19 protein-coding genes are annotated in these 24,611 nt (G+C 30.3%); 10 read left to right on the top strand and 9 right to left on the bottom strand.

Features of this window, described 5'->3' with window-relative positions:
- Positions 1–272 precede the first annotated feature (272 nt).
- Positions 273–809, top strand: a complete 537-nt coding sequence (locus tag ACTF56_RS00795) for a GNAT family N-acetyltransferase (protein WP_438965000.1) — start codon at positions 273–275, stop codon at positions 807–809.
- The gene (gene hemF, locus ACTF56_RS00790) at positions 799–1,701 is read left to right on the top strand and encodes an oxygen-dependent coproporphyrinogen oxidase (protein WP_438964999.1); all 903 of its coding nucleotides are present in this window, start codon (positions 799–801) and stop codon (positions 1,699–1,701) included. Before ACTF56_RS00795 ends, hemF begins: the two co-directional genes overlap by 11 nt.
- Here the strand turns inward: hemF and ACTF56_RS00785 are convergent.
- On the bottom strand, positions 1,698–4,325 hold the full coding sequence (locus ACTF56_RS00785; protein ID WP_438964998.1) for a DEAD/DEAH box helicase family protein: 2,628 nt from the start codon (positions 4,323–4,325) through the stop codon (positions 1,698–1,700). The two genes, hemF and ACTF56_RS00785, sit on opposite strands and share 4 nt — an antisense overlap.
- Positions 4,326–4,370: 45 nt before the next feature.
- Between ACTF56_RS00785 and hemB the strand changes: the two genes are divergently transcribed.
- Together hemB and ACTF56_RS00775 are read left to right on the top strand one after the other, a co-directional pair.
- Positions 4,371–5,369, top strand: a complete 999-nt coding sequence (gene hemB, locus ACTF56_RS00780) for a porphobilinogen synthase (RefSeq protein WP_438964997.1) — start codon at positions 4,371–4,373, stop codon at positions 5,367–5,369.
- The gene (locus ACTF56_RS00775; protein ID WP_438964996.1) at positions 5,369–5,878 is read left to right on the top strand and encodes a DinB family protein; all 510 of its coding nucleotides are present in this window, start codon (positions 5,369–5,371) and stop codon (positions 5,876–5,878) included. The genes hemB and ACTF56_RS00775 overlap by 1 nt, the downstream gene beginning before the upstream one ends.
- A 1-nt stretch (position 5,879) precedes the next feature.
- On the opposite strand, the gene ACTF56_RS00770 is transcribed toward ACTF56_RS00775, so the two are convergent.
- Positions 5,880–6,560, bottom strand: coding sequence for an SCO family protein (locus tag ACTF56_RS00770; RefSeq protein ID WP_438964995.1), 681 nt, complete (start codon positions 6,558–6,560; stop codon positions 5,880–5,882).
- A 98-nt stretch (positions 6,561–6,658) separates the two neighbouring features.
- On the opposite strand from ACTF56_RS00770, the gene ACTF56_RS00765 reads away from it, so the two are divergent.
- Complete coding sequence (locus ACTF56_RS00765; RefSeq protein WP_438964994.1) at positions 6,659–10,051, top strand: T9SS type A sorting domain-containing protein; 3,393 nt, start codon at positions 6,659–6,661, stop codon at positions 10,049–10,051.
- A gap of 2 nt (positions 10,052–10,053) precedes the next feature.
- The gene (locus ACTF56_RS00760) at positions 10,054–12,123 is read left to right on the top strand and encodes a M13 family metallopeptidase (RefSeq protein WP_438964993.1); all 2,070 of its coding nucleotides are present in this window, start codon (positions 10,054–10,056) and stop codon (positions 12,121–12,123) included.
- A gap of 52 nt (positions 12,124–12,175) precedes the next feature.
- Here the strand turns inward: ACTF56_RS00760 and ACTF56_RS00755 are convergent, their stop codons facing one another.
- Complete coding sequence (locus ACTF56_RS00755; protein WP_438964992.1) at positions 12,176–12,919, bottom strand: lysophospholipid acyltransferase family protein; 744 nt, start codon at positions 12,917–12,919, stop codon at positions 12,176–12,178.
- 104 nt (positions 12,920–13,023) lie between these two features.
- Here ACTF56_RS00755 and ACTF56_RS00750 point away from each other — a divergent pair, with 104 nt between their 5' ends.
- Positions 13,024–13,401 carry a GxxExxY protein gene (locus ACTF56_RS00750; RefSeq protein WP_438964991.1) on the top strand — a complete coding sequence of 126 codons (378 nt, stop codon included), beginning with the start codon at positions 13,024–13,026 and terminating at the stop codon, positions 13,399–13,401.
- Between the two features lie 209 nt (positions 13,402–13,610).
- A complete protein-coding gene (gene trpS, locus ACTF56_RS00745; protein WP_438964990.1) occupies positions 13,611–14,579 on the top strand; it encodes a tryptophan--tRNA ligase in 969 nt (322 codons plus the stop codon).
- A 130-nt stretch (positions 14,580–14,709) separates the two neighbouring features.
- On the opposite strand, the gene ACTF56_RS00740 is transcribed toward trpS, so the two are convergent.
- Together ACTF56_RS00740 and dprA are read right to left on the bottom strand one after the other, a co-directional pair.
- Positions 14,710–17,283 (bottom strand): phosphoenolpyruvate carboxylase, encoded by a 2,574-nt coding sequence (locus ACTF56_RS00740; RefSeq protein WP_438964989.1) that lies wholly within the window; start codon positions 17,281–17,283, stop codon positions 14,710–14,712.
- A 68-nt stretch (positions 17,284–17,351) separates the two neighbouring features.
- Positions 17,352–18,461 carry a DNA-processing protein DprA gene (gene dprA, locus ACTF56_RS00735; protein ID WP_438964988.1) on the bottom strand — a complete coding sequence of 370 codons (1,110 nt, stop codon included), beginning with the start codon at positions 18,459–18,461 and terminating at the stop codon, positions 17,352–17,354.
- 146 nt (positions 18,462–18,607) lie between these two features.
- Between dprA and ACTF56_RS00730 the strand changes: the two genes are divergently transcribed.
- A complete protein-coding gene (locus ACTF56_RS00730) occupies positions 18,608–19,552 on the top strand; it encodes an SPOR domain-containing protein (protein ID WP_438964987.1) in 945 nt (314 codons plus the stop codon).
- A 72-nt stretch (positions 19,553–19,624) separates the two neighbouring features.
- Positions 19,625–20,140, top strand: coding sequence for an acyl-CoA thioesterase (locus tag ACTF56_RS00725; protein ID WP_438964986.1), 516 nt, complete (start codon positions 19,625–19,627; stop codon positions 20,138–20,140).
- 4 nt (positions 20,141–20,144) lie between these two features.
- Here the strand turns inward: ACTF56_RS00725 and ACTF56_RS00720 are convergent, their stop codons facing one another.
- From ACTF56_RS00720 to ACTF56_RS00705, 4 genes are read right to left on the bottom strand one after another with little or no spacing between them, the layout of a single operon-like run.
- On the bottom strand, positions 20,145–21,419 hold the full coding sequence (locus ACTF56_RS00720; RefSeq protein ID WP_438964985.1) for a murein hydrolase activator EnvC family protein: 1,275 nt from the start codon (positions 21,417–21,419) through the stop codon (positions 20,145–20,147).
- Positions 21,420–21,430: 11 nt separating this feature from the next.
- Positions 21,431–22,201 carry a DUF4292 domain-containing protein gene (locus tag ACTF56_RS00715; protein ID WP_438964984.1) on the bottom strand — a complete coding sequence of 257 codons (771 nt, stop codon included), beginning with the start codon at positions 22,199–22,201 and terminating at the stop codon, positions 21,431–21,433.
- A complete protein-coding gene (locus tag ACTF56_RS00710) occupies positions 22,201–23,535 on the bottom strand; it encodes a tetratricopeptide repeat protein (protein WP_438964983.1) in 1,335 nt (444 codons plus the stop codon). The genes ACTF56_RS00715 and ACTF56_RS00710 overlap by 1 nt, the downstream gene beginning before the upstream one ends.
- A gap of 12 nt (positions 23,536–23,547) precedes the next feature.
- Positions 23,548–24,558, bottom strand: coding sequence for a sugar phosphate nucleotidyltransferase (locus ACTF56_RS00705; protein WP_438964982.1), 1,011 nt, complete (start codon positions 24,556–24,558; stop codon positions 23,548–23,550).
- Between the last annotated feature and the right edge of the window lie 53 nt (positions 24,559–24,611).

Here is a 24,611-nt window from a genome sequence, read left to right as displayed (position 1 = left end):
ACGCTTTATTTTATTTGGTGTATGTATGTTTTATATTTTTATTTATTTAGAATTAAATATGTAACTCATTTAAGTCCAATGAAAGATTATTTGGTTAATTTTTTGCCTTTTTTTACTTTATTTTTTATTGTATTAACTTTGATAATTCTCTTAATATTAAATCAAATAAAAAAGAAAAAATTATTTAGTGATTTCATATACATTTTTATAGTTTCAACTATTTTGATTGCTATTTGGGTTGATAATTTAAAAATATAAGATTTTAGAAAAAAATGATAAAAACTGATCCATTTCATATAATCACTTTACAACCAGAAGATGCAAAAAGTCTATCTGAAATGATGGTTTTAAATTATGATAATTTTAAACGATATTTTCCAATTACATTATCAAAAAATCTATCTATAAATGATAGTCTAAAATATATTGAAGAAAAGATAAAAGAAAATGAATCAAAATCAGAATTTACTTTTGGAATTAAAGATGTTTCTAATGGAAACATTGTTGGTTTGATTATCATTAAAGAAATAAATTGGGAAACCAAACAAGGTGAATATGCTTATTGTACAAGTTCAAAATACGAAAACAAAGGTTGGATGTCAAAAGCAATTGCACTAACTACTAAATATGGTTTTGAAACTTTAGGTTTTGAAAAATTCCAAATTATTGCACACAAAACAAATGTTGGAAGTTGTAAAGTTGCTGAAAAATGTGGTTTTGAATGGAAAAAAACACTTTTAAACGAATACACACCACCCAATGAAGCTCCATTAAATATGGAATTATATGAATTAGAATATGAAAGATAAATTTTACGCATACATACAAAACTTACAAGACCAAATCTGCAAAGGTTTGGAAACTCTTGATGGAAAAGCTTATTTCAAAGAAGATCTTTGGAGCAGACCAGAAGGTGGTGGTGGAAGAACACGCGTTATCGAAAACGGAACTGTTTTTGAAAAAGGGGGTGTAAATATTTCTGCTGTTCATGGAAAGTTACCTGATTCTATGCAAAAGCTTTTCAACGTTGGAGAAGCTGATTTTTTTGCTTGTGGTTTGAGTTTAGTAATTCATCCAAAAAGTCCAATGGTGCCAACAGTTCATGCGAATTGGAGATACTTTGAAATGTATGGTGATGACGGAAATGTTATCAACAGTTGGTTTGGTGGTGGACAAGATTTGACACCTTACTATTTATTTGAAGAAGATGCTACTCATTTTCATCAAACATGTAAAACAGCTTGTGACAAACATAATCCTGATTTTTATCCAAAATATAAAAAACAATGTGACGCTTATTTTTGGAATGCTCATAGAAATGAAGCTCGTGGAATTGGAGGATTATTCTTCGATTACTGCAAAGAAACAGAAGAAATGAAAATGGAAGATTGGTTTAACTTTGTGACTGAAGTTGGAAATAGTTTTCTAACCGCTTATTTACCAATTGTTGAAAAACGCAAAGATTTATCTTATACAGATGTTCAAAAAAATTGGCAAGAAATTCGTCGTGGTCGTTATGTAGAATTCAACTTGGTTCATGATAAAGGAACTTTATTTGGATTAAAAACTAACGGTCGAATTGAAAGTATTTTGATGAGTTTGCCACCCCATGTCCAATGGGTTTATGACCATCATCCTGAAAAAGGAAGCGAAGAAGAAAAATTAATTAAAGTATTAGAAAATCCAGTTGATTGGGTTTAATTCCAAATGACTGCTTTTTTGGTAGTTTTTTCAAAAGCTTTTGATAAGTGTAACATTCTGGCTTTTATTAAAATTTTTCTTCCTTCAATATTTCGGGTATAAACTACTTTTGAAGAGCTAACATGTTTTTCCCAATTTCTTAAAAAAACAGTACATCGTTCTTTTTTATCACCAAATAACTGAGGAACAGAATAATAATTCTGAATTTCAAAATTTTTCCTTAGCCAATTGGTTTTAATTATTAAATATCGAGGATTCTTAATAGGTTCAATTATCTCTTGTAATGCATTAATAAACATGGCACTTTCCATTTCAGATGTGCCTTGTATGGAACAAACTACTTCTCCTTTTTGTTGAATTTGAGTTGTTAATTTTATTTTAGATTTATCGGTGTAAATCACATTTAGTTCAATCATGCTATCCAATAATGTTTGACCTATTTTCTCTAAATCTTTATGCAAAAGTCCAAATTGAATATAGTTTTTTATAGCAATGTAGGATTTATATCCAAAAGTTAAACCTAAAGCACTTAATAAAGAATAAACAAATGTAAGAACTCCTTTTGATAATAAAACATGAAGGTTTTTAATTAGAAATTGTGGTAAAAAAAAGGAAAGCGCTACTGATATTTCTAAAAAACTATAACTCACAACATCTTTAAAAGCAGACTTTTTTTCAAAAATATAAGGTTCTTTACCTCCATAGTATTGTTTAATCTCTCTTGAAATTCCTGTTCCTTTTTGTATGGAATTTTCCCAAATCTGTTTTAAAATAGTCCTATTTTTTGCCTGTTCAAGCGTTTGCTCATTGAGCGCTTCTACTGAAATATTTTCAAAATTAGAAGGCAAATTCAATCGATCAATACCACTTTCTATATAAGGTATTTCTGTATTTGAAATTCCTACGAAAGCATCAAATCTTCTTTTTAAAGTTTCAATATCTTTTCCTCCATTGTTATCTGTTGGGTCTAAACATACTAAATGCCAAATATTACCTGTTTTATCTAAATTACTTTTTTGGGTTCGAATGGCTCTTCCTCGCATTTGATTAGAAGACACGAATGAACCTACAAACGAAGCTAAAATTAAAGTATTTATTGATGGAGCGTCCCAACCTTCTCCTAAAAGGGATTTTGTGCCTATTAGAATCTTAATGTTGCCTTTTTCAAATAATTTTGTAATAGTATTTACTAGATGATTTGCTAATGTTTTTGGATGAACTTCTACAAATTCTGGATCTGATTCTAAAGGTAAAAAACTGTAGTTTTCAATATTTTCAAATTGTTCAAAAGCTGCAATTGTTGAAGCATGTATAATGACCAATGTTCCTGTTAAAACAGCGATTTCTTTTTTGGGAATTCCCGCTAAGCGTAAATTATGAAATATTGGAATTACTCCTAATCTATCAATTGTTTTTATAGCTTCATCGTTCGTGTTCTTAAATTCTTTTTTAATGTAATCTGTTAAAACTACTGCTCTCAAATCATTTTGCAAAGCACTAAATTCACTTGTTACTATTTCTATAATACTTTGTAATTTACTAGGACTATTAGCTAATGATTTATACAAATAATCTCCACCAATTAAGTCTACTTTTTTGTTTTCAAAAATATTTAATCGTCTTAATTTGGATTCTATTTCATTTAAATACTCTTCATCATCAGTCAAAGTTAATCTATCTGAAACCAATAAATTTTGGAACAAAACTTCTGCCCAATTGTTGTTAAAAGCCGGAAATTCTATTTTGTCTTTTTCCTCAAACCCTAAAATAATTAATTTGTCTTTTGGAATTTCTTGTTGGATAGTGTTTAAAAATATTAATAACGCTGAAAAATATTCCGGATTATTATAAATTTCATTTAAATAAGTCTCTGTTTGAGTTAAAAATCTATGGGAATTAATATAAGAAATGAAAGTTGAATTATGACGCAATTCTTCAATGAAATTCGATATTTTCATTCGATATTCAAAAATGAAATTAATTTCTAAATCCTTTGGTTCAGAAAAGAAAACATAATCTTGATGTGGACACAAATCTCCTTCTTTTATTAATTCAGGAATAGCAATTTCATCGTCAATTTCTCCACATAATTTAAAATATTTTGATACTTCTAAAGCATCACTATCATAAGGTGGTGTTGCAGTTAAAGCTACAATGGTTATATTATTATCTAATTTTAATTGAAATAAACATTTCCACCATTCGTTTTTTAAATGATGTGCTTCATCCAAAACAATAACTTCGATTTTTTCTTTTTCAAAGAATTTATAATATTCTTCCAAAGTTTCAAATTTCTTGTAAAATGAATGAAGTGATTGATAGGTAGAAAACGTTACTGCTTTTGGTCTGCTTAAATCAAAAGAAAAGTCCTCAAAAAGCTCGTCTTTCATAAAAAAACTTTGCAACCTACTTTCCCATTGATTTCTAACGGTTAAAGTTGGTGCTAATACTAAAGTGTTCTTTCCAACCTGCCTCATTATTTCAATTCCAAGAATGGTTTTTCCTGATCCAGGAGGCGCAACAACATGTAAGTGATTGTCATCAATGTGTTTGTGAATGTTATTTATGAATTTTTCTTGATAATTTCTCCAAGGAAAAATAAATTTAAGCTTTTTAAAAGGCATAGAAAGAATTAGTATTTTTATCTTTGTATCAAATATAGAAAAATTATGTTTCCATTACACAGAGGTAGAAGATTAAGAGTAAACGAATCGATTAGAAGTTTAGTTCGTGAGACGAGTTTAAGTCCAGCTGACTTTATGTTTCCCATGTTTATTGCAGAAGGAGAAAATGTAAAAGTTGAAATTCCTTCAATGCCTGGTATTTTTCGTCGTTCTATAGATTTAACTGTTGCTGAAGTTAAAGAATTATTTGATTTAGGAATACGAGCTGTAAACATTTATGTAAAAGTAAACGACTCGTTAAAAGACAACACTGGAAAAGAAGCTTGGAATGACAACGGATTAATGCAAACTGCTATCAAAGCCATCAAAAAAGCTTGTCCAGAAATGATTGTAATGCCAGATGTTGCACTTGATCCATATTCAATTTATGGTCATGATGGAATTATTGAAAATGGCGATGTAGCTAATGATGCAACCAATGATGCTTTGGTGAAAATGGCGGTTTCTCATGCCAAAGCTGGAGCCGATTTTGTGGCACCAAGCGATATGATGGATGGAAGAGTTTTGCGTTTACGTCAAGGTTTAGATGCTGCAGGATTTCATAATGTTGGGATTATGAGTTATTCGGCTAAATATGCATCTGCTTTTTATGGGCCTTTTCGCGATGCTTTAGATTCAGCTCCAAAAGATGCTGAAGTTGAAGTACCGAAAGACAAAAAAACCTATCAAATGGATTATGCCAATCGTATTGAAGCTATAAAAGAAGCGGTTTGGGATGCTGAAGAAGGAGCTGATATGGTCATGGTAAAACCAGGAATTGCTTATTTAGATATTGTTCGAGAAGTAAAAAATGCTGTGAATATTCCGGTAACTGTTTTTCATGTTTCAGGTGAATATGCAATGGTTAAAGCTGCTGCCGAAAGAGGTTGGTTGGACCACGACAAAACCATGATGGAACAATTAATGTGTATCAAGAGAGCTGGTGCTAGTTTAATTTCAACTTATTTTGCTAAAGAAGCTGCTATACTATTAAATAAAAAATAATGAAAAAAATAGTTCTATTATTTACATTGGTTTATTCCTCTTTTGGATTTGCTCAAAATGATTTAATTAAAGCTTTTCTTGAAAAATGGGAAAACTCCAAAACCTATTTAATTGAAATTGCAAAAGCAATGCCTGAAGATAATTATAGCTTTAAACCAACTGAAAGAGAGATGTCTTTTGGAGAACAATTATTGCACATTAAAGGAAATATGGATTGGTTGAGTACTTCTTATTTTACTGATGAAGAATTTGAAAAAAAGAAGGATGAAATCACTTATTCTAAAGAAGAAATTATTGCCATGTTGTCTAATTCGTTTGACGTTGTTTCCGAAATAATAAAAAACACAAAGTCAGATGCTTTAAATGAAAAAGTAGATTTTTTTGCTGGTGAAAAAACGAAATTGCAAATTTTAAATTTACTTCAAGATCATGTAACACATCATCGTGGTCAACTAATTGTATATTTAAACCTGAATGAAATTGTACCACCAAAATATGTAGGTTGGTAATTTATTGATTGTTTAGCCAAATAATATCTTCCAAAAGTTGTGAAACATTTTTTACGCCATCTTCGGTAGGTTGATCTAAATTTGTACCGTCATAAAAACCTCTTATTCTTCCTTTTTTATCAATTAAAATAAAGTTTTCTGTATGAACCATATCGTATAATTCTTCTGGTTTTCCTGTTTCTACAGCTAAATAAGATTTTCTTGCTATATAATAAATATCCTTTTTATTGCCCGTTACTAAATTCCATTTAGAATCAATTACACCTTTTTTTATAGCATACTCTTTTAAAACAGGAACGCTATCAATATCTGGTGTTACTGAATGAGACAACAATTTTACATGGGGTAAATCTTTAATTTTTTCTTGTAACCAAACCATATTATCAGTCATTATTGGACAAATTGTAGGGCATGTTGTAAAGAAAAAATCAGCAACATAAATAGTGTTTTTATAATCTTCTTGAGTTATTTTTTTTCCATTTTGATTGGTAAAGGTAAAATCAGCTATTTTATGATTATTTATTATATGTTGAATTGTAGTGTCAACTAATTGAGGATTAACATCCGAAGGTGAAAAAATGGGTAAGTTTTTTTTGGGTTTAGTTAAAGTGTAAATAGCTATGAAAATAACCACTAGTAATACACCCATAAACACAAAAAACTTTTTATTTCTAACTTTCATACTCTATTTTTTACAAAATTACTATAAATCAAAGTATATCAATTGTTAAAGTTTAAGATATTTTTAAATCATTCTTTATATTTGTTAAAAAATGAAATATGAAAACGAAAGTATTATTTTTTCTATTCCTAATCACCTCTATTTCATTCGGACAGTTTAATTCTTCTGCTCCTTGGATGTTAGATGTTAACGAAGAAAAAAAAGGAAATTTATCTATTGATGAAATCAAATCTAGTTTTGATGCCTATTGGTTAAGTCATGATAAAAATGTTAAAGGTTCAGGATATAAACCTTTTATGCGTTGGGAATATCATTGGAGAAATAAAACCAATTCTCAAGGAATGCTTTTAACTACTGAAGAAATGTGGGAAGCCTGGGGGCAAAAAAATCAAGCAAAACTTCAACGATCTGCTTCGTCAGTTTTAGTCCCAAATAGTAATTGGCTGCCTGTTGGTCCTTCTACACATACAAATACTGGTTCTTGGTCTTCTGGTCAAGGTCGAGTTAATATAGTTTATGTTGATCCCTCTAATTCAAATACTTTGTACATTGGTGCTCCAGCAGGTGGAATATGGAAATCAGCTGATAATGGTTCAAATTGGTTGCCTCTTTCTGACTATTTACCACAAATTGGAGTCTCAGGAATTGTGGTAGATTATGCAAATTCAAACGTAATTTACATAGCTACTGGAGATAAAGATGCTTCTGATACATATTCAATCGGTGTATTAAAGTCAAGTGATGGAGGAATTACTTGGAACACCACTGGTTTGACTTTTACAAATACTTCCTCGAGAGCCGGTGATATCATTATGGATCCTACAAATAATCAAACATTGTTTTGTGCGACAAGTGAAGGTTTATATAGAACAATAAATGGGGGAACCACTTGGAATATTGTTCAAGCAGGAAATTTTGCACAAGGTTCATTGAGATTTAAACCAGGAAATCCAAATACAATTTATGCTGTTTCTAATAATTCTTTTTTTGTTTCTACAAATTCTGGTGCTAATTTTTCTAACATTACAACAGGTTTGCCTTTAAATTCTGGAAGAATGATTTTAGATGTTACTGCTGCAAACCAAAATGTTGTTTACCTACTAAGCGCAAATACAGACTATTCTTTTCAGGGTTTGTATAAATCAACAGATAGTGGAAATACATGGGTAAAGACTTTAAATACAACAAATATTTTTGAATCAAATCAAGCTTGGTTTGACTTGGCTTTGGCTGTTTCAAATACCAATGAAAATGAAGTTTATACGGGTTGTTTAAATGTTTGGAAATCAACAAACAGCGGTACCTCTTTTGTTAAATTAAATAATTGGAGTGACCCAAACTCACCTGCATATACTCATGCCGATATACATTATCTAGGATTTCATGGAAACAAATTGTTTTGTGGAAGCGATGGTGGCATATATGTTTCTACAAATAATGGAATCGTTTTTACAGATTTAACTGCCACTGCACAAATAAGTCAATTTTACAAAATTGCAGTTTCAAAACAATCCTCTTCAAATATGGTAGGAGGTTTACAAGACAATGGTGGTCATGCTTTTAGTAACAATGCTTGGAAAAACTATTATGGAGCAGATGGAATGGATACAGCAATTAGTCCAATAAATCCAAATTTATACTACGGATTCATTCAAAATGGTGGCGGTTTGTATATCAGTAATAATGCCGGTAATTCCTTAACATCATCAGTTAATGCTCCTGCCGGAATTTCAGGAAATTGGGTAACCCCTTTGGTTTCTAACTCTCTTGGAGAAATTTATGCAGGCTACGATGGACTTTACAAACTAACAGGTTCGTCTTGGGAGCAACAAAATATAACTTCTGTAGGAAGTGGAAATTTAGAATTGATAAAAATTGATCCATTGAATGATAATGTAATATACGTTGCAAATGAAAATGTTTTATATAAAAGTATTGATAAGGGAATTACTTTTTCAGCACTATATTTTAATAATAATAACATTACATCAATTGCTATAAATTCAAACAATACTAGTATTATTTATTTAACTACTCAGGGCAATAATGGTCAAGCACTCAAATCAATCAATGGAGGTGATACATTTACAAATATTTCAACTGGACTACCAAATATTGGAAAAAATGTAATTGTACACCAAGGAAATAATACAAATAATCCTCTTTTTTTAGGCACAAGTTTAGGAGTTTATTATTTAGATGATTTAACAACTAGTTGGGAGCCTTTTGACACTAATTTACCAAATGTTTCTGTAACAGATTTGGAAATTAATATAGAAGATTCAAAATTAATTGCTGCTACTTATGGAAGAGGGATTTGGCAGACAGATATTCCAACCCTAACTCCTTCTGATGATGTAAAACTTTCAGAAATTCAAAATCCAACTTTCAATATTAATTGCAACACCAATTTGTCTCCAATAATTAAAGTAAAAAATAACGGATTAAATAGTATTTCTACAGTAAATGTAACTTACTCTATAGATGGTGGAACAACAAATAATTTCACTTGGAACGGAACAATTAATCCTAACCAATTTGAAACTATTACATTACCAACTCAAAACCTGTTGAAAGGAAACCATACCATAAATGTATCGACAACAATTCCAAATGATGCCTTCCAAAACAATAATTCACTAACTACTTTTTTTAATTTAAACGACAATGGAACAATTGGTCAAGTTAATGGATTTTCTTCTTCCGCAGATAAGTTGTTATCATACAATGAAAATAATCAAGGTTCACAATGGGTAAGAGGAGCTAGATCAATAGGTATGTTAGCAACAGGTTCAAATGTAGTATATGCAACTAACCTTACTGGAAATTATCCAGACAATGTAAAATCATATCTTGTGTCACAATGTTATGATTTGAGTAATGTTTCAAATCCACAAATTAGTTTTAAGTTTCAGTATGATTTAGAGCTGAATTGGGATTTAATTTATGTAGAATATTCTACAAATTTTGGAGCAACTTGGTCTGTTTTAGGAGAATCTGGTCCAAATTGGTACAATAGTGATAGAACTCCACAAACTACTGGAAGTGATTGCTTTAACTGTGTTGGAGCTCAATGGACAGGAACAAATACAGCTTTCAACACCTATAGTTATCCTCTAACAAGCTTAATAGGTAATTCAAATGTTATTTTTAGATTTGTTTTTCATACTGATCAAAGTGTTACTAATTTAGGCGCAAACGTTGATGATTTTGTTGTTTCTGGAATATTAAGTAACGAAAATTTTGAATTAAATAATATAACTATTTATCCAAATCCAACTAAAGGAATATTTACTCTTTTCCTTGGAGATATTAAACCTACTTCAATTGTTATTTATGACATGACTGGTAAAATAATTAGTGAAAATAAAAATATTGTAACCACTAATTACGAAACTTCATTAGATATTTCGAACGCATCATCTGGAATTTATTTTGTAAAAATTGAAACTGATAATCAATCCATTGTAAAAAGAATAATTAAACAATAAATATGAAAATAAACTTAGTTAAAAGCAGTTTAAGTGTTTTGGTAGTTACAGGAATTTTATATTCTTGTTCTTCCGCAAAAGCTACCTCAGAAAAACTAAAACCTGTCGGAATAGATACTTCACTAATGGACACTTCAGTTAAACCAGGTGATGATTTTTTTAGATATGTAAACGGAAAATGGGTAGATAATACCGAAATTCCTGCAGATAGAACTCGTTGGGGAAGTTTTGACGAACTCCGTAAAAAAACAGATGAAGATGTAATGATGATCTTAAAAGAAGCTTTATCAGATCAGTCAATCGATCCTAATTCTGATCAAGCAAAAGCAATTAACTTATATAAATCTGTATTAGATACCATTAACAGAAATAAATTAGGTATTGAGCCTCTTAAGTCTTATTTAGCCAAAATAAACGAGGTTAAAAATGCCAGCGAATTAGTTGCGCTTTTAGGTGAAATGGATGCGGAAACCAACTTAGGTTTTTTTGGAACTTATGTAGGTACTGATGCTAAAAACAGTAAAAGAAATGTAGTATATGTTGGTACAGGAAGTTTAGGTTTGCCTGACAGAGATTATTATGTTTCCGATGCGCCTGATAATAAAGAAAAACGCGAATTATACGTAAATCATGTGGCAAAAATGCTTCAGTTTATTGGCGAAAATGAGGCTGATGCAAAAGCAAATGCTGAAAAAATATTGGCTCTTGAAACTACTATGTCTACAGCAACTTTTGATCGAGTGGAAAGAAGAGATCGAAGAAAAACTTACAACCCAATGACTGTTGCCGATTTACAAAACATTTTACCCACTGTAAATTGGAATCAATATTTAGGAACTGTTGGAATTGGAAAATTAGATTCTATTGTTGTTTCTCAACCAAAATATTTAGAAACTTTAGAAACAATTTTTAAAGAAAATAAAGTAGACGATTGGAAAGCTTACATGCGTTGGACACTTTTAAGAGGTTCATCTTCCATGTTATCAACTGATATAGAGAATGCTAATTTTGATTTTTATGGAAAAACATTAACGGGTGCCGTAAAACAAAGACCCGCAGATGAAAGAGCATTGCAAGTAGTAAATGGAAGATTGGGAGAAGCTTTAGGAAAATTATACGTAGCTAAAAAATTTCCACCAGAAGCTAAAGCTAAAGCAGAAGCAATGATTAAAAATATCTTCTTGGCTTATGAAAACAGAATTGATAATTTGCCTTGGATGACAAAAGCTACGAAAGAAAATGCTAAAGAAAAACTAAGAAAATCTACCGTAAAAATAGGTTATCCTGACAAATGGAAAGACTATTCAAAATTAACTATTATTAGCCCTGAAAAAGGAGGAACTTATTTTGATAATTCAAAAATTTACGCCAAATGGGCTCATGAAGAAAATATAGCAAAACTTAATAAACCTGTTGATAAAACGGAATGGGGAATGTCTCCTCAAACAGTAAATGCCTATTTCAATCCTTCTAACAACGAAATTGTATTTCCAGCAGCGATTCTTCAAGCACCTTTTTATGATTACAGAGCCGATGAAGCAGTAAATTATGGTGGAATTGGAGCCGTAATTGGTCACGAAATTTCTCATGGTTTTGACGATTCTGGTTCAAGATACGATGCCGATGGAAACCTTATAAATTGGTGGAGTGATGAAGATTTAACTCAGTTTACTGAACTTGGTGGTTCTTTAGCAGCTCAATATTCACAACTGCAACCTTTACCAGGAATTTATGTAGATGGAAAATTTACTCTTGGTGAAAATATTGGAGATTTAGGTGGAATTAACGCAGCGTATGATGGCTTACAGATTTATTTAAATCAGAATGAAAATCCTGGATTAATTGACGGTTTTACACCAGAACAACGATTGTTCATTTCTTGGGCAACCATTTGGAGAAGCAAAATGCGTGATGAAGCCATAAAAAATCAAGTAAAAACTGACCCACATTCTCCAGGAATGTATAGAGCTTATGTTCCTTTACAAAACGTTGAGGCTTTTTATAAAGCTTTCGGAATTGAACCAGGAAATGCCTTATACATTGCTCCAGAAAATCGAGTAAAAATTTGGTAAAAAATAACCTAAGTCAAAAAATGCCTAAAAGTTAATTCTCTTAGGCATTTTTTTATTTTTGATAAGATTCCAAATCCTTCAAAATCAAATCTCTAACTTGATTTTTTGTTTTAGCTTTATCTTCTAATTTTAAATCTTTTGTTTCTATGAACGGATGAATATTAACGCGCATTCTTCCTGTGGTTCCACTTAAAAAAGTAAATGAAAAGCGTTTTTTATTATCTACAAAAGTCATAGGTACAATCGGAATTTGATGCTCAATAGCTAATCTGAAAGCTCCATCTTTAAATTCATCCAACAAAATAGATTCATCATCAGGAACACCACCTTCAGGGAAAATACAAACACTTAATCCTTGATTGATTTTATGTTGCGCTCTTTCAAAAACCTTGAAACGACTTTTGCTATTACTTCTATCTACTAAAATGCAAGTACGTTTATAGAAAAATCCAAAAATTGGAATTTTAGCTAATTCTGCTTTACCAACAAAAACAAACGGATTGTCTTTTACAACAGCCAACATTAACATGATATCAGTCATGGAAGTATGATTAGCAACCAACATATAACTTTTACCTTTTTCAAATTCTTGTTTTTTTTCTATTTTATAATAGAAGCCCATACCAAACAAAATGAATTTTGCCCAAAAACGAGCAATCCAAAAAAACTGAGGATATGTTTTTTCACTAAGTATTGTTAGAACTAAAATAGGCAATAAAACCATAATTGGTATAAACATCAAAATGTAAAACCAAATACGCCACAAAACCCAAAATACTATTTTAAAAATCTTCATAAATTGTAAATAAAATCAAAAATACATATTCTAAACTGAAAAAGTTTAAATTTGTTTAACGCAAAGTTTTTTAAGTTTTTCGCAAAGTAAAAAAAGTAAGAATTATGACAGAAAATGAATTGTCGAAAATCATAATTGGTATTGCTATGGAAGTCCATACTGCTTTGGGTCCAGGATTATTAGAGAATGTATACAAAGAATGTTTGTATTATAAAATTAAAGAATATGGATTTAGAGTTGAAAAAGAAAAAGCAATTCCGATAACTTTTGAAGAAGTTAAATTTGAAATTGGATACAGAATAGATTTATTGGTTGAAGATAAATTAGTGTTAGAATTAAAAAGTGTTGAAGATATTTCTAATTTACACATCGCTCAAACGTTAACATATCTAAAATTAGGAAACTATAAATTGGGATTACTTTTAAACTTCAATTCTATCTTATTAAAAAACGGAATTAAAAGAATTGTAAATAATCTCTAAAAAAACTCTTTCGACCCTTTGCGAAAAACTTAAAAAACTTTGCGTTAAAATTTTACTGTATTATAATTTCTTTTTTTACAGAAAAACTTCAATTTCTTTATGCAAGTTTAAATTAACTATCTTAATTTTACAGTCTTCTAATTAATCTTAGAAATAAAACAGATACTGAAATTCTGAAATAAATTCAGAAGAAATAAATTCAGCATATTATGGCAAAAATTTTAACTGGTGTACAAAGTACAGGAACACCTCATTTAGGAAATTTATTAGGTGCAATTATTCCTGCAATCGAAATGACTAATAAAAGTGATGATCAATCTTTTTTATTCATTGCAGATTTACATTCTATTACGCAAATAAAAAACGCAGAAACCCTTCGTCAAAACACATATAGTACTGCTTCAGCTTGGCTGGCTTGTGGTTTAGATATAAACAAAGTTACTTTTTATCGTCAATCTGATGTGCCACAAACTACGGAATTATCTTGGTATTTGAGCTGTTTTTTTCCTTTTCAACGTTTGACATTAGCGCATTCTTTTAAAGATAAATCAGATCGATTAGAAGATGTAAATGCTGGATTATTTACCTATCCAATGCTTATGGCTGCAGATATTTTATTGTATGATGCCAATATTGTTCCTGTTGGAAAAGACCAGTTGCAACATTTAGAAATTACTCGTGATGTAGCTTCTCGTTTCAATCATCAAATGGGAGAAACTTTTGTGTTACCAGAAGCAAAAATCGATGAAAATACGATGATTGTACCTGGAACCAATGGTGGAAAAATGAGTAAATCGGCCAACAATTATATCAATATTTTTTTAGATGATAAAGCCTTACGCAAACAAATCATGAGCATTGAAACCGATAGCACACCACTTGAAGAGCCAAAAAATCCTGATACTTGCAATGCTTTTACATTATACAAATTATTAGCTTCACTAGAACAAACTGAAATAATGAGAGCCAATTATTTAGGTGGAAATTATGGTTATGGACACGCAAAACAAGCTTTGTTTGAATTAATTGTAGAAAAATTTTCAACTGTAAGAGAAAAATACAACTACTACATCAACAACACAGAAGAAGTTGACAAATTATTATTAGATGGTGCTGCAAAAGCAAGTGTAGTTGCTAATGGAGTTATTCAGAGGGTTAGAGAGAAATTGGGGTATTAGCTAGAAGCTGAATCAAGTTCAGCTTGACAGAGGTTTATGTTTATCGTAATTATTGATTTTGTTCTTTATTACTAACGTTGCCTTTTGTCATTCTGAACTTGTTTCAGAATCTCTTTGTTCATGTTTTATATTAAGCCGAATTCCTACTAGCATTAATATTTCCAAATAAAGAACGTGTTACTATTTTTTCATAAATAGCTATTTGTTTTTCATCAGGATTTGAGCTTTCTTTTAATTCTTTTATTTTCAATAAAGCATATTGTTGAATGGTTAAAAGCGGTAAAACAATTTTTTCACGAAGTTCTACGGATGCTTTTCCGTCAGGATAATTTTCCATTAGTTCTTTGTAGCCTGAAAGTTTTAAAAGTAAACGTTTAGTTTCTAAAAATTCAGTGTAAATCAATTGCCAAAATGCTCCAAATTCTTTGTCATTTTTCATATAAGCTGTTAAAGGAAAAAACGATTTGCTCAAAGCCATCATACTGTTTTCAATCAACGTTTTGAAGAATAAAGAGTTGTTGTATAAATCCGAAACTTTTTGCCATTCGTTGTTGTCTTCGTAGTTTTTTAAAGCTGTTCCAACCCCAAAAAATCCTGGAACATTTTGTTTCAACTGACTCCAAGAACCTACAAAAGGAATGGCTCTCAAATCAGCAAAATTCAATTTATCTGATTGATTTCTTTTGGATGGACGACTTCCAATATTCGTTTTTGCATAATAATTTAAAGTACTCATTCGCTCTAAATAAGGTACAAACATGTCATGATTCTTAAAATCTACATATTTTTTATAACTGATTTCTGAAAGGTTTTGCAAGACTTCTTTTTCCGCTGAAGTCAATTCATTTTCTGTTTTAGTAAACACTTGGTTACTGGCTCCAGCACTCAATAAATTCTCCAAATTATAACGACAAGAATCCAACGTTCCGAAATTAGAACTAATCGTTTGTCCTTGAACAGTTAATTGAATTTGTTGATTTTCGATAGTTGGTCCAAGTGAAGCATAAAACTTATTGGTTTTTCCACCACCACGAGCAGGTGGTCCACCACGACCATCGAAAAACACAACTTTCACATCATATTTTCTAGAAATAGCTGTTAGAGCTTCTTTGGCTTTATAAATTCCCCAATTAGCCATTAAATAACCACCATCTTTTGTTCCATCAGAAAAACCTAGCATGATTGTTTGCTCGTTTCCTCTTGTTTTCAAATGATTGGCATACGTTGGATTCGTATACAGTTGTTCCATGACTTTGTCTGCTTTTTCTAAATCTTCAACCGATTCAAAAAGAGGTACAATATCAACCGTTGGGTTTTGCCATCCACACAAATGAAACATACTCAACGTTTCAAAAACATGCAAAGCACTTTCATTATTACTAATTATATAACGATTACAGGCTTTTTCACCATTATTATCTTGAATGGTTTTCATGGCTTTTATAGATCCAATTGTAGATTTTGCAATTTCATCTTCAAAATCATCTACTTCTAAATCGGAAGAAACGTTAGATAAAAATTGTAGTTTTTGCTCTTCTGTTAGTGTTTGATAATTTTCAGGAAAAATAGTTTTTTCATTGGAAACAATAGCCTCAAAAACTCTTGCATGAATTTTACTGTTCTGACGAATATCCAACGTCGCAAAATGATATCCAAAAAGATTTAGTTTGTTCAGCAAAAAATCAATCTCATCTATATAAAGCGATTGATGTTTATTTATAACCAGCATTTTAATTTGTTCCAATTTATCTTTCAATTCATCCAATGAAATAAATATTTCTCCTTGAGAATAAAAAACAGAACGATATAGTTTATTTTCTATATCAGAAATTATAGTATCAACCCCAAAAAAAGTTAATTTCCGTTTTAATTTTCGAATATCATTGTAGTAACTTTTTAAAATAGAAGTTCTTAATCTATCTGCAACTTTTAAGGTAATTTCGGTAGTTACGAATGGATTTCCGTCTCTATCTCCACCAGGCCAGAATCCTAAATTTAAAATGTCATTTTTAGGCATTTCTCCATCCAAAATGTTTTTCTGAATGTATTGCATCATTGCTCCAGCAGTTTCATAAAACACATTTTCCAAATACCAAATAAGACTCACTGCTTCATCATAAGGTGTTGGCTTTTCTTGTTTTATAAAAGGTGTTTTTCCTAATTGGGCCAATAATTCTTTGATAGCATGTAAATCGTTTTGTCGAATTGCTTCTGTCAAATCGGTAATAATTCCTAAAACTGAACCTGGATAAAATTGCGTTGGATGTGCTGTTAAAACCGTTCTTATTTTAAAATTTTCTAAAAATTCTTTCAGTTCTTCATGCTTATTTTTTTGCTCGGCATTTTCTTTCATGTCACGCAATGAACCTCGACCTTCCAAATTATTAACCACTGAAAACGCAGCATCTTCAATAGCATCAAAAAGCACGACTTGACGTTCGATATATTGAATAAATCGAAACATTAACGATTCTTTTTCTTGTTGCGTTGGATTATCTAAATATTTAGTTACAAAAGTGTCAAAAATCTCTTCTGGACTTTGATTTTTTTTGAAACCACTTTCACACACTTCAGAAAATAAAGGCAATAAAACACCTGTATTATTTATTTCGTCAAAAGGTAAAGTGATAAAAACACTGTTATAAATATTGTATTTTGAAGCGACATTTTGATTGAAACGCTCGATTTTTGGTAAGGTGTACATGAAAATTAAATTTGACCCTAATTTACAATTTTAATTTTTAAAATAAATTAATAAAATGTGAAGGTTTTTTAAATCGCTTCAAACAATTTTCCTGGTAATGGTCTGATTACTCCTTTTAATTCCATATTTAATAAAATAGATGAAATTCTGAATATTGGAAAATCACACTCTAAAGCTATAATGTCTAATTGTTCTTTTCCTTTATTTAAAAGATAATCATATACTTTTTGTTCTTCTAGTTCAAGGGAAACAAAGAGTTGCTTTTGAATGCTTTTGCTTTCCTTTTTATCATTTTCTAATTCCCAATTTAAAATATAAACTATATCGGCAGCACTTGAAAGTAAGTTGGCTCTTTGGGTTTTTATCAAATTATTACAGCCTTGACTCAACTTATCTGAAGTTCGACCTGGAACAGCAAAAACATCTCTATTGTAATCATTAGCTAAATTGGCTGTGATTAACGAACCGCCTTTTTCTGCACTTTCAATTACGATTGTGGCTTCACTCATTCCTGCAACGATTCTATTTCGCTTCACAAAATTTTCTTTATCTGGATTTGATGTACTCCAAAATTCAGTTAGAAAACCACCATTTTCTTCCATTTTAGCTACATACTTTTTGTGGACTTTTGGATAAATTTGGTTTAAACCATGGGCTAAAACACCAACCGTTTGTAATCCCAAATCCATTGCTGTTTGATGTGCTACAACATCAACTCCGTAAGCAAAACCACTAACGATAATTGGATTTAAAGGTGCTAAATCTTCTAGTAATTTTTTACAAAATTCTGTTCCGTAACTTGTGATTTGTCGTGTTCCAACAATACTGATGATTTTTCGGTTTTGTAGATCAATATTTCCTGATTGAAACAAAACTAAAGGACTATCAAAACAGTGTTTCAATCGTTCTGGATATAATTTGTCTTGAAAATATAAGGTTTGGATATTTTCTTGTTCGATGAATTTTAATTCGGCTTCAGCTTTATCAAAGATGGATTTATCTTTGAGGTTTTTGAGGATAGACGCTCCAACACCATCAATTTTTTGAAGGATTGTTTTCTTTTCTTTGAAAATGTTTTCAGCAGAACCACATTGATTAATGAGTTTCTTTGCCATGACATCTCCAATTCCTTCCACTTGTAGTAAGGATAAGGCGTAAAATAATTCTGTTTGGCTCATATAAATAAATTGGCTTCAAAAATAAATATTTTTTTGGTTATATAAAACATTGTTTATAAAGTAATTGTAAACTATTTTTACGAATGTTAATAAATTTTGTTCGATATATTTTGCTTTGATGACTTAAAATTTTTTCTTTGTAGGCTATGAATTTAAACAAACATATAAACGCTTTATTGTATCGCTATCAATGTGTTACTGTGCCTGGTTTTGGAGCTTTTGTTACCGAAAACCAATCGGCTCAGTTAAATGGTAGTGCCGTTTCGTTTGTTCCTCCAAGAAAAGTAATTTCTTTTAATGCAAATATTAAAAACAATGATGGTTTATTGACCAATCATGTGAGTTTGGCCGAAAAAATTTCTTACGAAGAGGCTTTAACTCAAATTGATATTGAAGTTAAAAATTGGCTATTTCAATTAGAAAACAGAGAAACTCTAACCATTGAAAACGTTGGAAACATAAAGCTTTCAACAGATAATGTTTACTTTTTTGAACCTTTTAGAACTACAAACTTTTTGACTTCCTCTTTTGGTCTTTCTAATTTTATTGCACCAACAGTAAAAAGAGAAGAATTGAAAAAAGTAGTAGAAGAATTAGAAGAAGTTACCCCAATAATTTTCACACCTGAAAAGAAAAAAAATTATTCCTACTTAAAATATGCTGCTGCAGCTGTTTTGTTTTTTGGTTTAGCTGGAACAATTGGTTATAAGTATCACTATGATAATCAAATTGAACAACAAACCTTAATTGTTAATCAAAAAGTGCAAGAAAAAGTGCAAGCCGCTGTTCAAGAAGCAACTTTTTTTATTGCTACACCTTTGCCAAAAGTTACAGTTGCTGTAAATGAAAATGCTGTTGAAACAAAACTCCCTTTTCATATTGTTAGTGGGGTTTTTAGCAGCTCTAAAAATGCTACAAGAGCCTACAATTCACTTTTAAAAGAAGGTTACAAGGCTGAATTAGGAAATAAAAACGCTAAAGGAATGTTTCCTGTTTATTTTCAAAGTTTTGGCACTTTAAATGAAGCTGAAAATTTTCTTCAAACACTTAGAAAAAATCCTGAAAGTCAAGCTTGGTTACTGATTGATTAGTTTTCTGTTTAGTTTAACTTTTACTTAATTATTGCTTGTTTTATAGTTTGTATATTTGCAAAAAAATTAAATATGCACGCAAAATCACCTTCAGAATCTCTTACAATATTAACCGACTTAGTTTTACCAAGTGAAACAAATCCGTTAAATAACTTGTTTGGTGGAGAACTTTTGGCTCGTATGGATAGAGCTGCTAGTATTGCTGCCAGAAGACATTGTAGAAGAATAACTGTTACTGCAAGTGTAAATCATGTTGCTTTTAATAAATCAATTCCTTTAGGAAGTGTTGTTACTGTGGAAGCAAAAATATCAAGAGCCTTTAAATCTTCGATGGAAATTTATTTAGACGTTTGGGTAGAAGATAGGGAAAGTGGCAATCGATCTAAAGCTAATGAAGCAATTTATACTTTTGTAGCTGTAGATGACACTGGAAGACCTGTTGAAGTACCTGCTGTTGAACCAGAAACAGAGTTAGAAAAAGAACGTTTTATGGGTGCTTTAAGAAGAAAACAACTAAGTTTGGTATTGGCTGGAAAAATGAAACCCAATGAAGCCACTGAACTAAAAGCTTTGTTTGAAAATAATTAAAAAACTACAAACTCAACCAACTTTGAGGATTCAAAATAGTGGTGTTTTGTTGAATTAAAAATTTCAAAATAGTGGTTCCATCGGAATTGGTATGCACTTTTCCGAGGCTTTGTTTAATGCTAACTTTGTCTCCCGTTTTTACTAAAACCGTATCCAAATTTTGGTAAATAGTAAAAAAGTCACCATGAATCACATAAACAATTTTTTTATTGCTTCCTGGAATGATTTGAATTTGAGAAACTTCACCATCAAAAACAACTCTAGCATTTGATCCTTCTTTGGTTGTAATTTCTACACCAGCATTAGTAATTGTTAGGTTTTTATTTGTTGGATGTGGTTGACTTCCGTATCCTTTAGAAATATATCCTTCCGAAACAGGAAGAGGTAATTTACCTTTATTTGCTTTAAAGTTATCTGAATCTACTTTACCTTCTGCAGTTAAAATAAATTTTTTGGAACTTGTTGCTGCAGGTTTAGTAGTGGTTGTTTTAGATGTAGTTGTAGTTTGTGCAGCTTTAGCTTTATTTTTTTCAGCATTTCTTTTGTTAATTCTAGCTATTTCTTGCTCAATAGTTTGCTGAATTTTTTTGTCAATTGATTTTCTTTCTTTATCTTTTTTATCAATCTCGGCAGTATATTTTTTCTTGTCTTTTTGAATGATTTTTACCAATTTTTCTTTTTCAAGACGTTGTTTTTCTAAGACTTCTTTTTCTTGTTCTGTTTGAGTAATGATTAACTCTTTTTGGTTTTTCTTATTTTGTAAAGCAATAATCGCATCGTTTAACTTAATCTGCTTTTGTTTTATTTCTTCTGCTTGCGATTTTCTATAACCTGCATATTGTTTCATGTACTGAATACGCTTGTAGGCTTGTAAAAAATCTTTAGACGACAAAACGAACATGATGCGACTTTGTTGTGAACGACTTTTGTAAGCTTTCAAAATCATTTTAGAATAATCTTCCTTCAAGACTTCTAAATCTTTCGTCAAACTTGCAATTATGTTTTGATTTTTTTTGATGTCGTTTGAAATATAAACCGATTGTTTTTCGTTGGTTTCAATTAGTTTTTCGCTAATTCTGATTCTAGCATTTTTTTGATCAATTTCTGTTAAAACTGATTTTTCTTTCTTTTTTTCAACTTGTAAAAGATTTTTAAAAGCTTGAATCTCTTTTAAAATTGAGGCTTTCTTTTTTTCAAGATTTAGTTGTTCCGTTGTTTTTTGAGCAAAAACAAAAGAGCTTGATAAAAAAATTAATAGGAAAAATAATTTAAACTTCATTGGATATTTAATTAGTTCATTTCAATTTTGTCATACCCATTAGGAATTGAAAATGGAAAAGAAACGGCACTATTGACTTCTATTTTATTGTATTCTATTTCAATAATGACACTTTTATTTTGATTGGCTTTCACTACAAATTCTTTTGGAAAAACATGCTTTTCAATTAATTGATAAGAATTGTAAGCGATTTCTAAACTTCTATTTTCTGAAGGTTGATTTATGGTTTCATTCTTTAAAAAATAAGATTCAGCTTCAAAGGTAAATTCTTTTTGAAGATTGTTTGTCTTTTTTTCAGATAAAACATAACTGTTGTTCACTATTGCAGCAATAAAATCGTCTTTTGTAATGTTTTCAATAGCTTTTCCAAGCAATAAATTTTGTACTTTATTAAAGTCTAACTCTGTTCCTAACCAATTGCTAATCAAAGTAAAATCGCCTTCAAAATACGTTTTATTTAGTTTTTCATAATAACTAACTTTAGTTGGTGTTATTAGGGCTTTTGCGGCTGGAAATCCTAAAAATTTCACATTTAACCAAATGGTTTCGTCTTTTAATATTCGAATATCTACACTTACAGATTGACTGTTTTTTTGATCTTCATAACTTACAGACGAACGAATATTTAGTGTTTTAAAATCTTTAAAATTTGAAAGATGTCCTTTAGAAATTTGATCAATTGTTGTTTTTTCAGAAGCCACTCCATTAGTTACCACTTGAACTGTTTTACAAGAAAACACCAAAAAAGAAAGGATTAGTAAGGTTAACGTTTTTTTAAACATTATTGTTTTATTTTGGATTGGTACTTTTGCCTGTTTTTTGAATCTCCCAGTTTTTCAAATGCAATTAGGATTTGCTTGTAAAAATTTTGTTCTAATTGTTCGTCTTCAATAATGAAATCTATTCCTTCTTCTAGCTTGTTTTTTGCTTCTTTAAATTTACCTAAATTATTCAAAGCCAAACCACAATAATAGTATAAATTGGCTTGAGTTGGATATAATTCTAATTGGGAATTGGCTAATTTTTCTACCTTTTGAAACTCATTATTGTCAATTAATAAAGGCATTAAATAGCTGTATGCTTCTAAATCATCCGGTTTGTTTTCAATACTTTTTTCAAAATATTTCATGCCTTCTTCTTTTCTATTTCTCTTTAAAAAGAATTTGGCAACTTCTTTACTCACATTTATTTGCTTGTCGTCATCAAAATAATTAATTGCTTTATCTAAATCCGAAGTAAATTCAGGATGATTTGCACTAAAAATTAAAAATTCATTAAACACTCGATGTTTGATTTTTGAATCAATTTTTTTACTTCCAAGTACTTTAAAAACAGATTCAGAAGCACTTTGTCCATCATTATTATTTAAATGAAATTTTACTAAACTCACATGAGCCCAATCAGAATTTGGGATATTTTCGGCTAATTTTTTGGCTACTTCAAAAGCTTTTTCTTCATTATTTGCCTCAGAATACTGATAAATTAAGTCAATATAATTTTGTTCAATTAACGGATTTTTTTTGATAGCAGCTTCAAGATCTTTTTTGTCTGGATTTGGAGCAGGTTCAGATTGTTCTAATTTAAGCAAATAAAACTCCATTGTTTTAGACAAATTGGTGGTTTTTTGCATTTCCTTAAGTAAGGACAAAGCCTTGTCTTTTTGATTGGTGTACATGTACAAAGAGACTAAATCGTCTTGAAAATCTTTGTTAAACTCAATCAGTTTAGTTACCGCTCTTATTGCATTATTATAATCTTTTATTTCATAATAAACATCGTATAAACCATTCCAATACCAGCGTTCGTTTGGATTTAGTTCTATAGCTTTATTAAAACTATTCTCAGCATCAGCGTATTGTTTTAATAAAAAGTAATTTTTACCAAGTTCATGATAAAGAATTGGGTTTTTGGGTTCTTTATCTAAACATTTTTGTAAAGACACAATTGCTTTATCATAATTTTCAATAGCTTTTTGAGTTAAAGCTTCATAAAAATTATTTTCAAAAGCATCATCAACTACTGCAATTTCGTCTGGTTCAACATTTTCTTGAGAAAAACCCACAAAGTAAATTCCCAAACAAAATAATAGTAAAAGAGGTGTTTTTATAATTTTCATTTTCAATATAATTTATTCTAAAACCGAATAATCTCCAATACTAATGCTAGTGAAATTTCCGTCAAATGAAGCATGATTTCCAATCATAGCATTGTCTAAATTGGCATTTTTGATGTGAGCATGTGTTTGAATCAAACTGTTTTTAATGGTTGAATCAATCACATGGCAACCTTTACCTAACGACACATTTGGTCCAACTGTTGCATTAATTAAAACTACATCTTCACCAATATAGCATGGAGGAATTATTGTCGAATTTTCTTGTTTTACATCATAATCAATCAAATGTTCTCCATCATTGTGTAAAAAACCTAACATTCTTGTGTTTGTATCAACAGTTACGTCTTTGTTTCCACAATCCATCCACTCATCTACTTTACCTGGTACAAATTTCATGCCTTTTGCCATCATTTGCTTAATTCCATCATTAATTTGATATTCTCCACCGTGAATGATATTATTATCAATAACCAATTGCAACTCATTTTTCAACACTGCAACGTCTTTAAAATAGTATATTCCTATTACGGCTAAATCAGAAACAAATTCTTTTGGTTTTTCAACTAATTCAATGATTTCTCCATTGTCATTTAAGTTTACAACACCAAAAGCTTCTGGTTTATCTACTTGTTTTACCCAAATTACGCTGTCTGCATTTTTATCTAAATCAAAATCCGCACGAATTAAGGTGTCAGCATAAGCGATAACTGCTGGTCCAGAAAGAGAATCTTTAGCACACATAATCGCATGACCTGTTCCTAAAGCTTCATTTTGATAATAAATCGTTCCTTTTGCACCTAACTTTTGAGCAATTGCAAGTAATTCTTCTTCTACTTTTTCACCAAAACTTTCGTGAATAATAAAAGCTACTTCGTCTATAGGTTGGTTTAAAACTCCTGCAATATCTTCCACTAATCTGTGAACGATTGGTTTTCCAGCCACTGGAATTAATGGTTTAGGAACTGTTAATGTATGTGGGCGAAGTCTTGATCCACGACCTGCCATTGGTACTATTATTTTCATGTATTTTGTATTAAGATTTGAGTATTAAGTATTAATTCGAAACTGCCAACTAA

Source organism: Flavobacterium sp. (assembly GCF_965657075.1).
Taxonomy (GTDB): domain Bacteria; phylum Bacteroidota; class Bacteroidia; order Flavobacteriales; family Flavobacteriaceae; genus Flavobacterium.
Note: the sequence above shows the minus strand (reverse complement) of the source record. Positions and strands in the feature narration are given on the sequence as shown.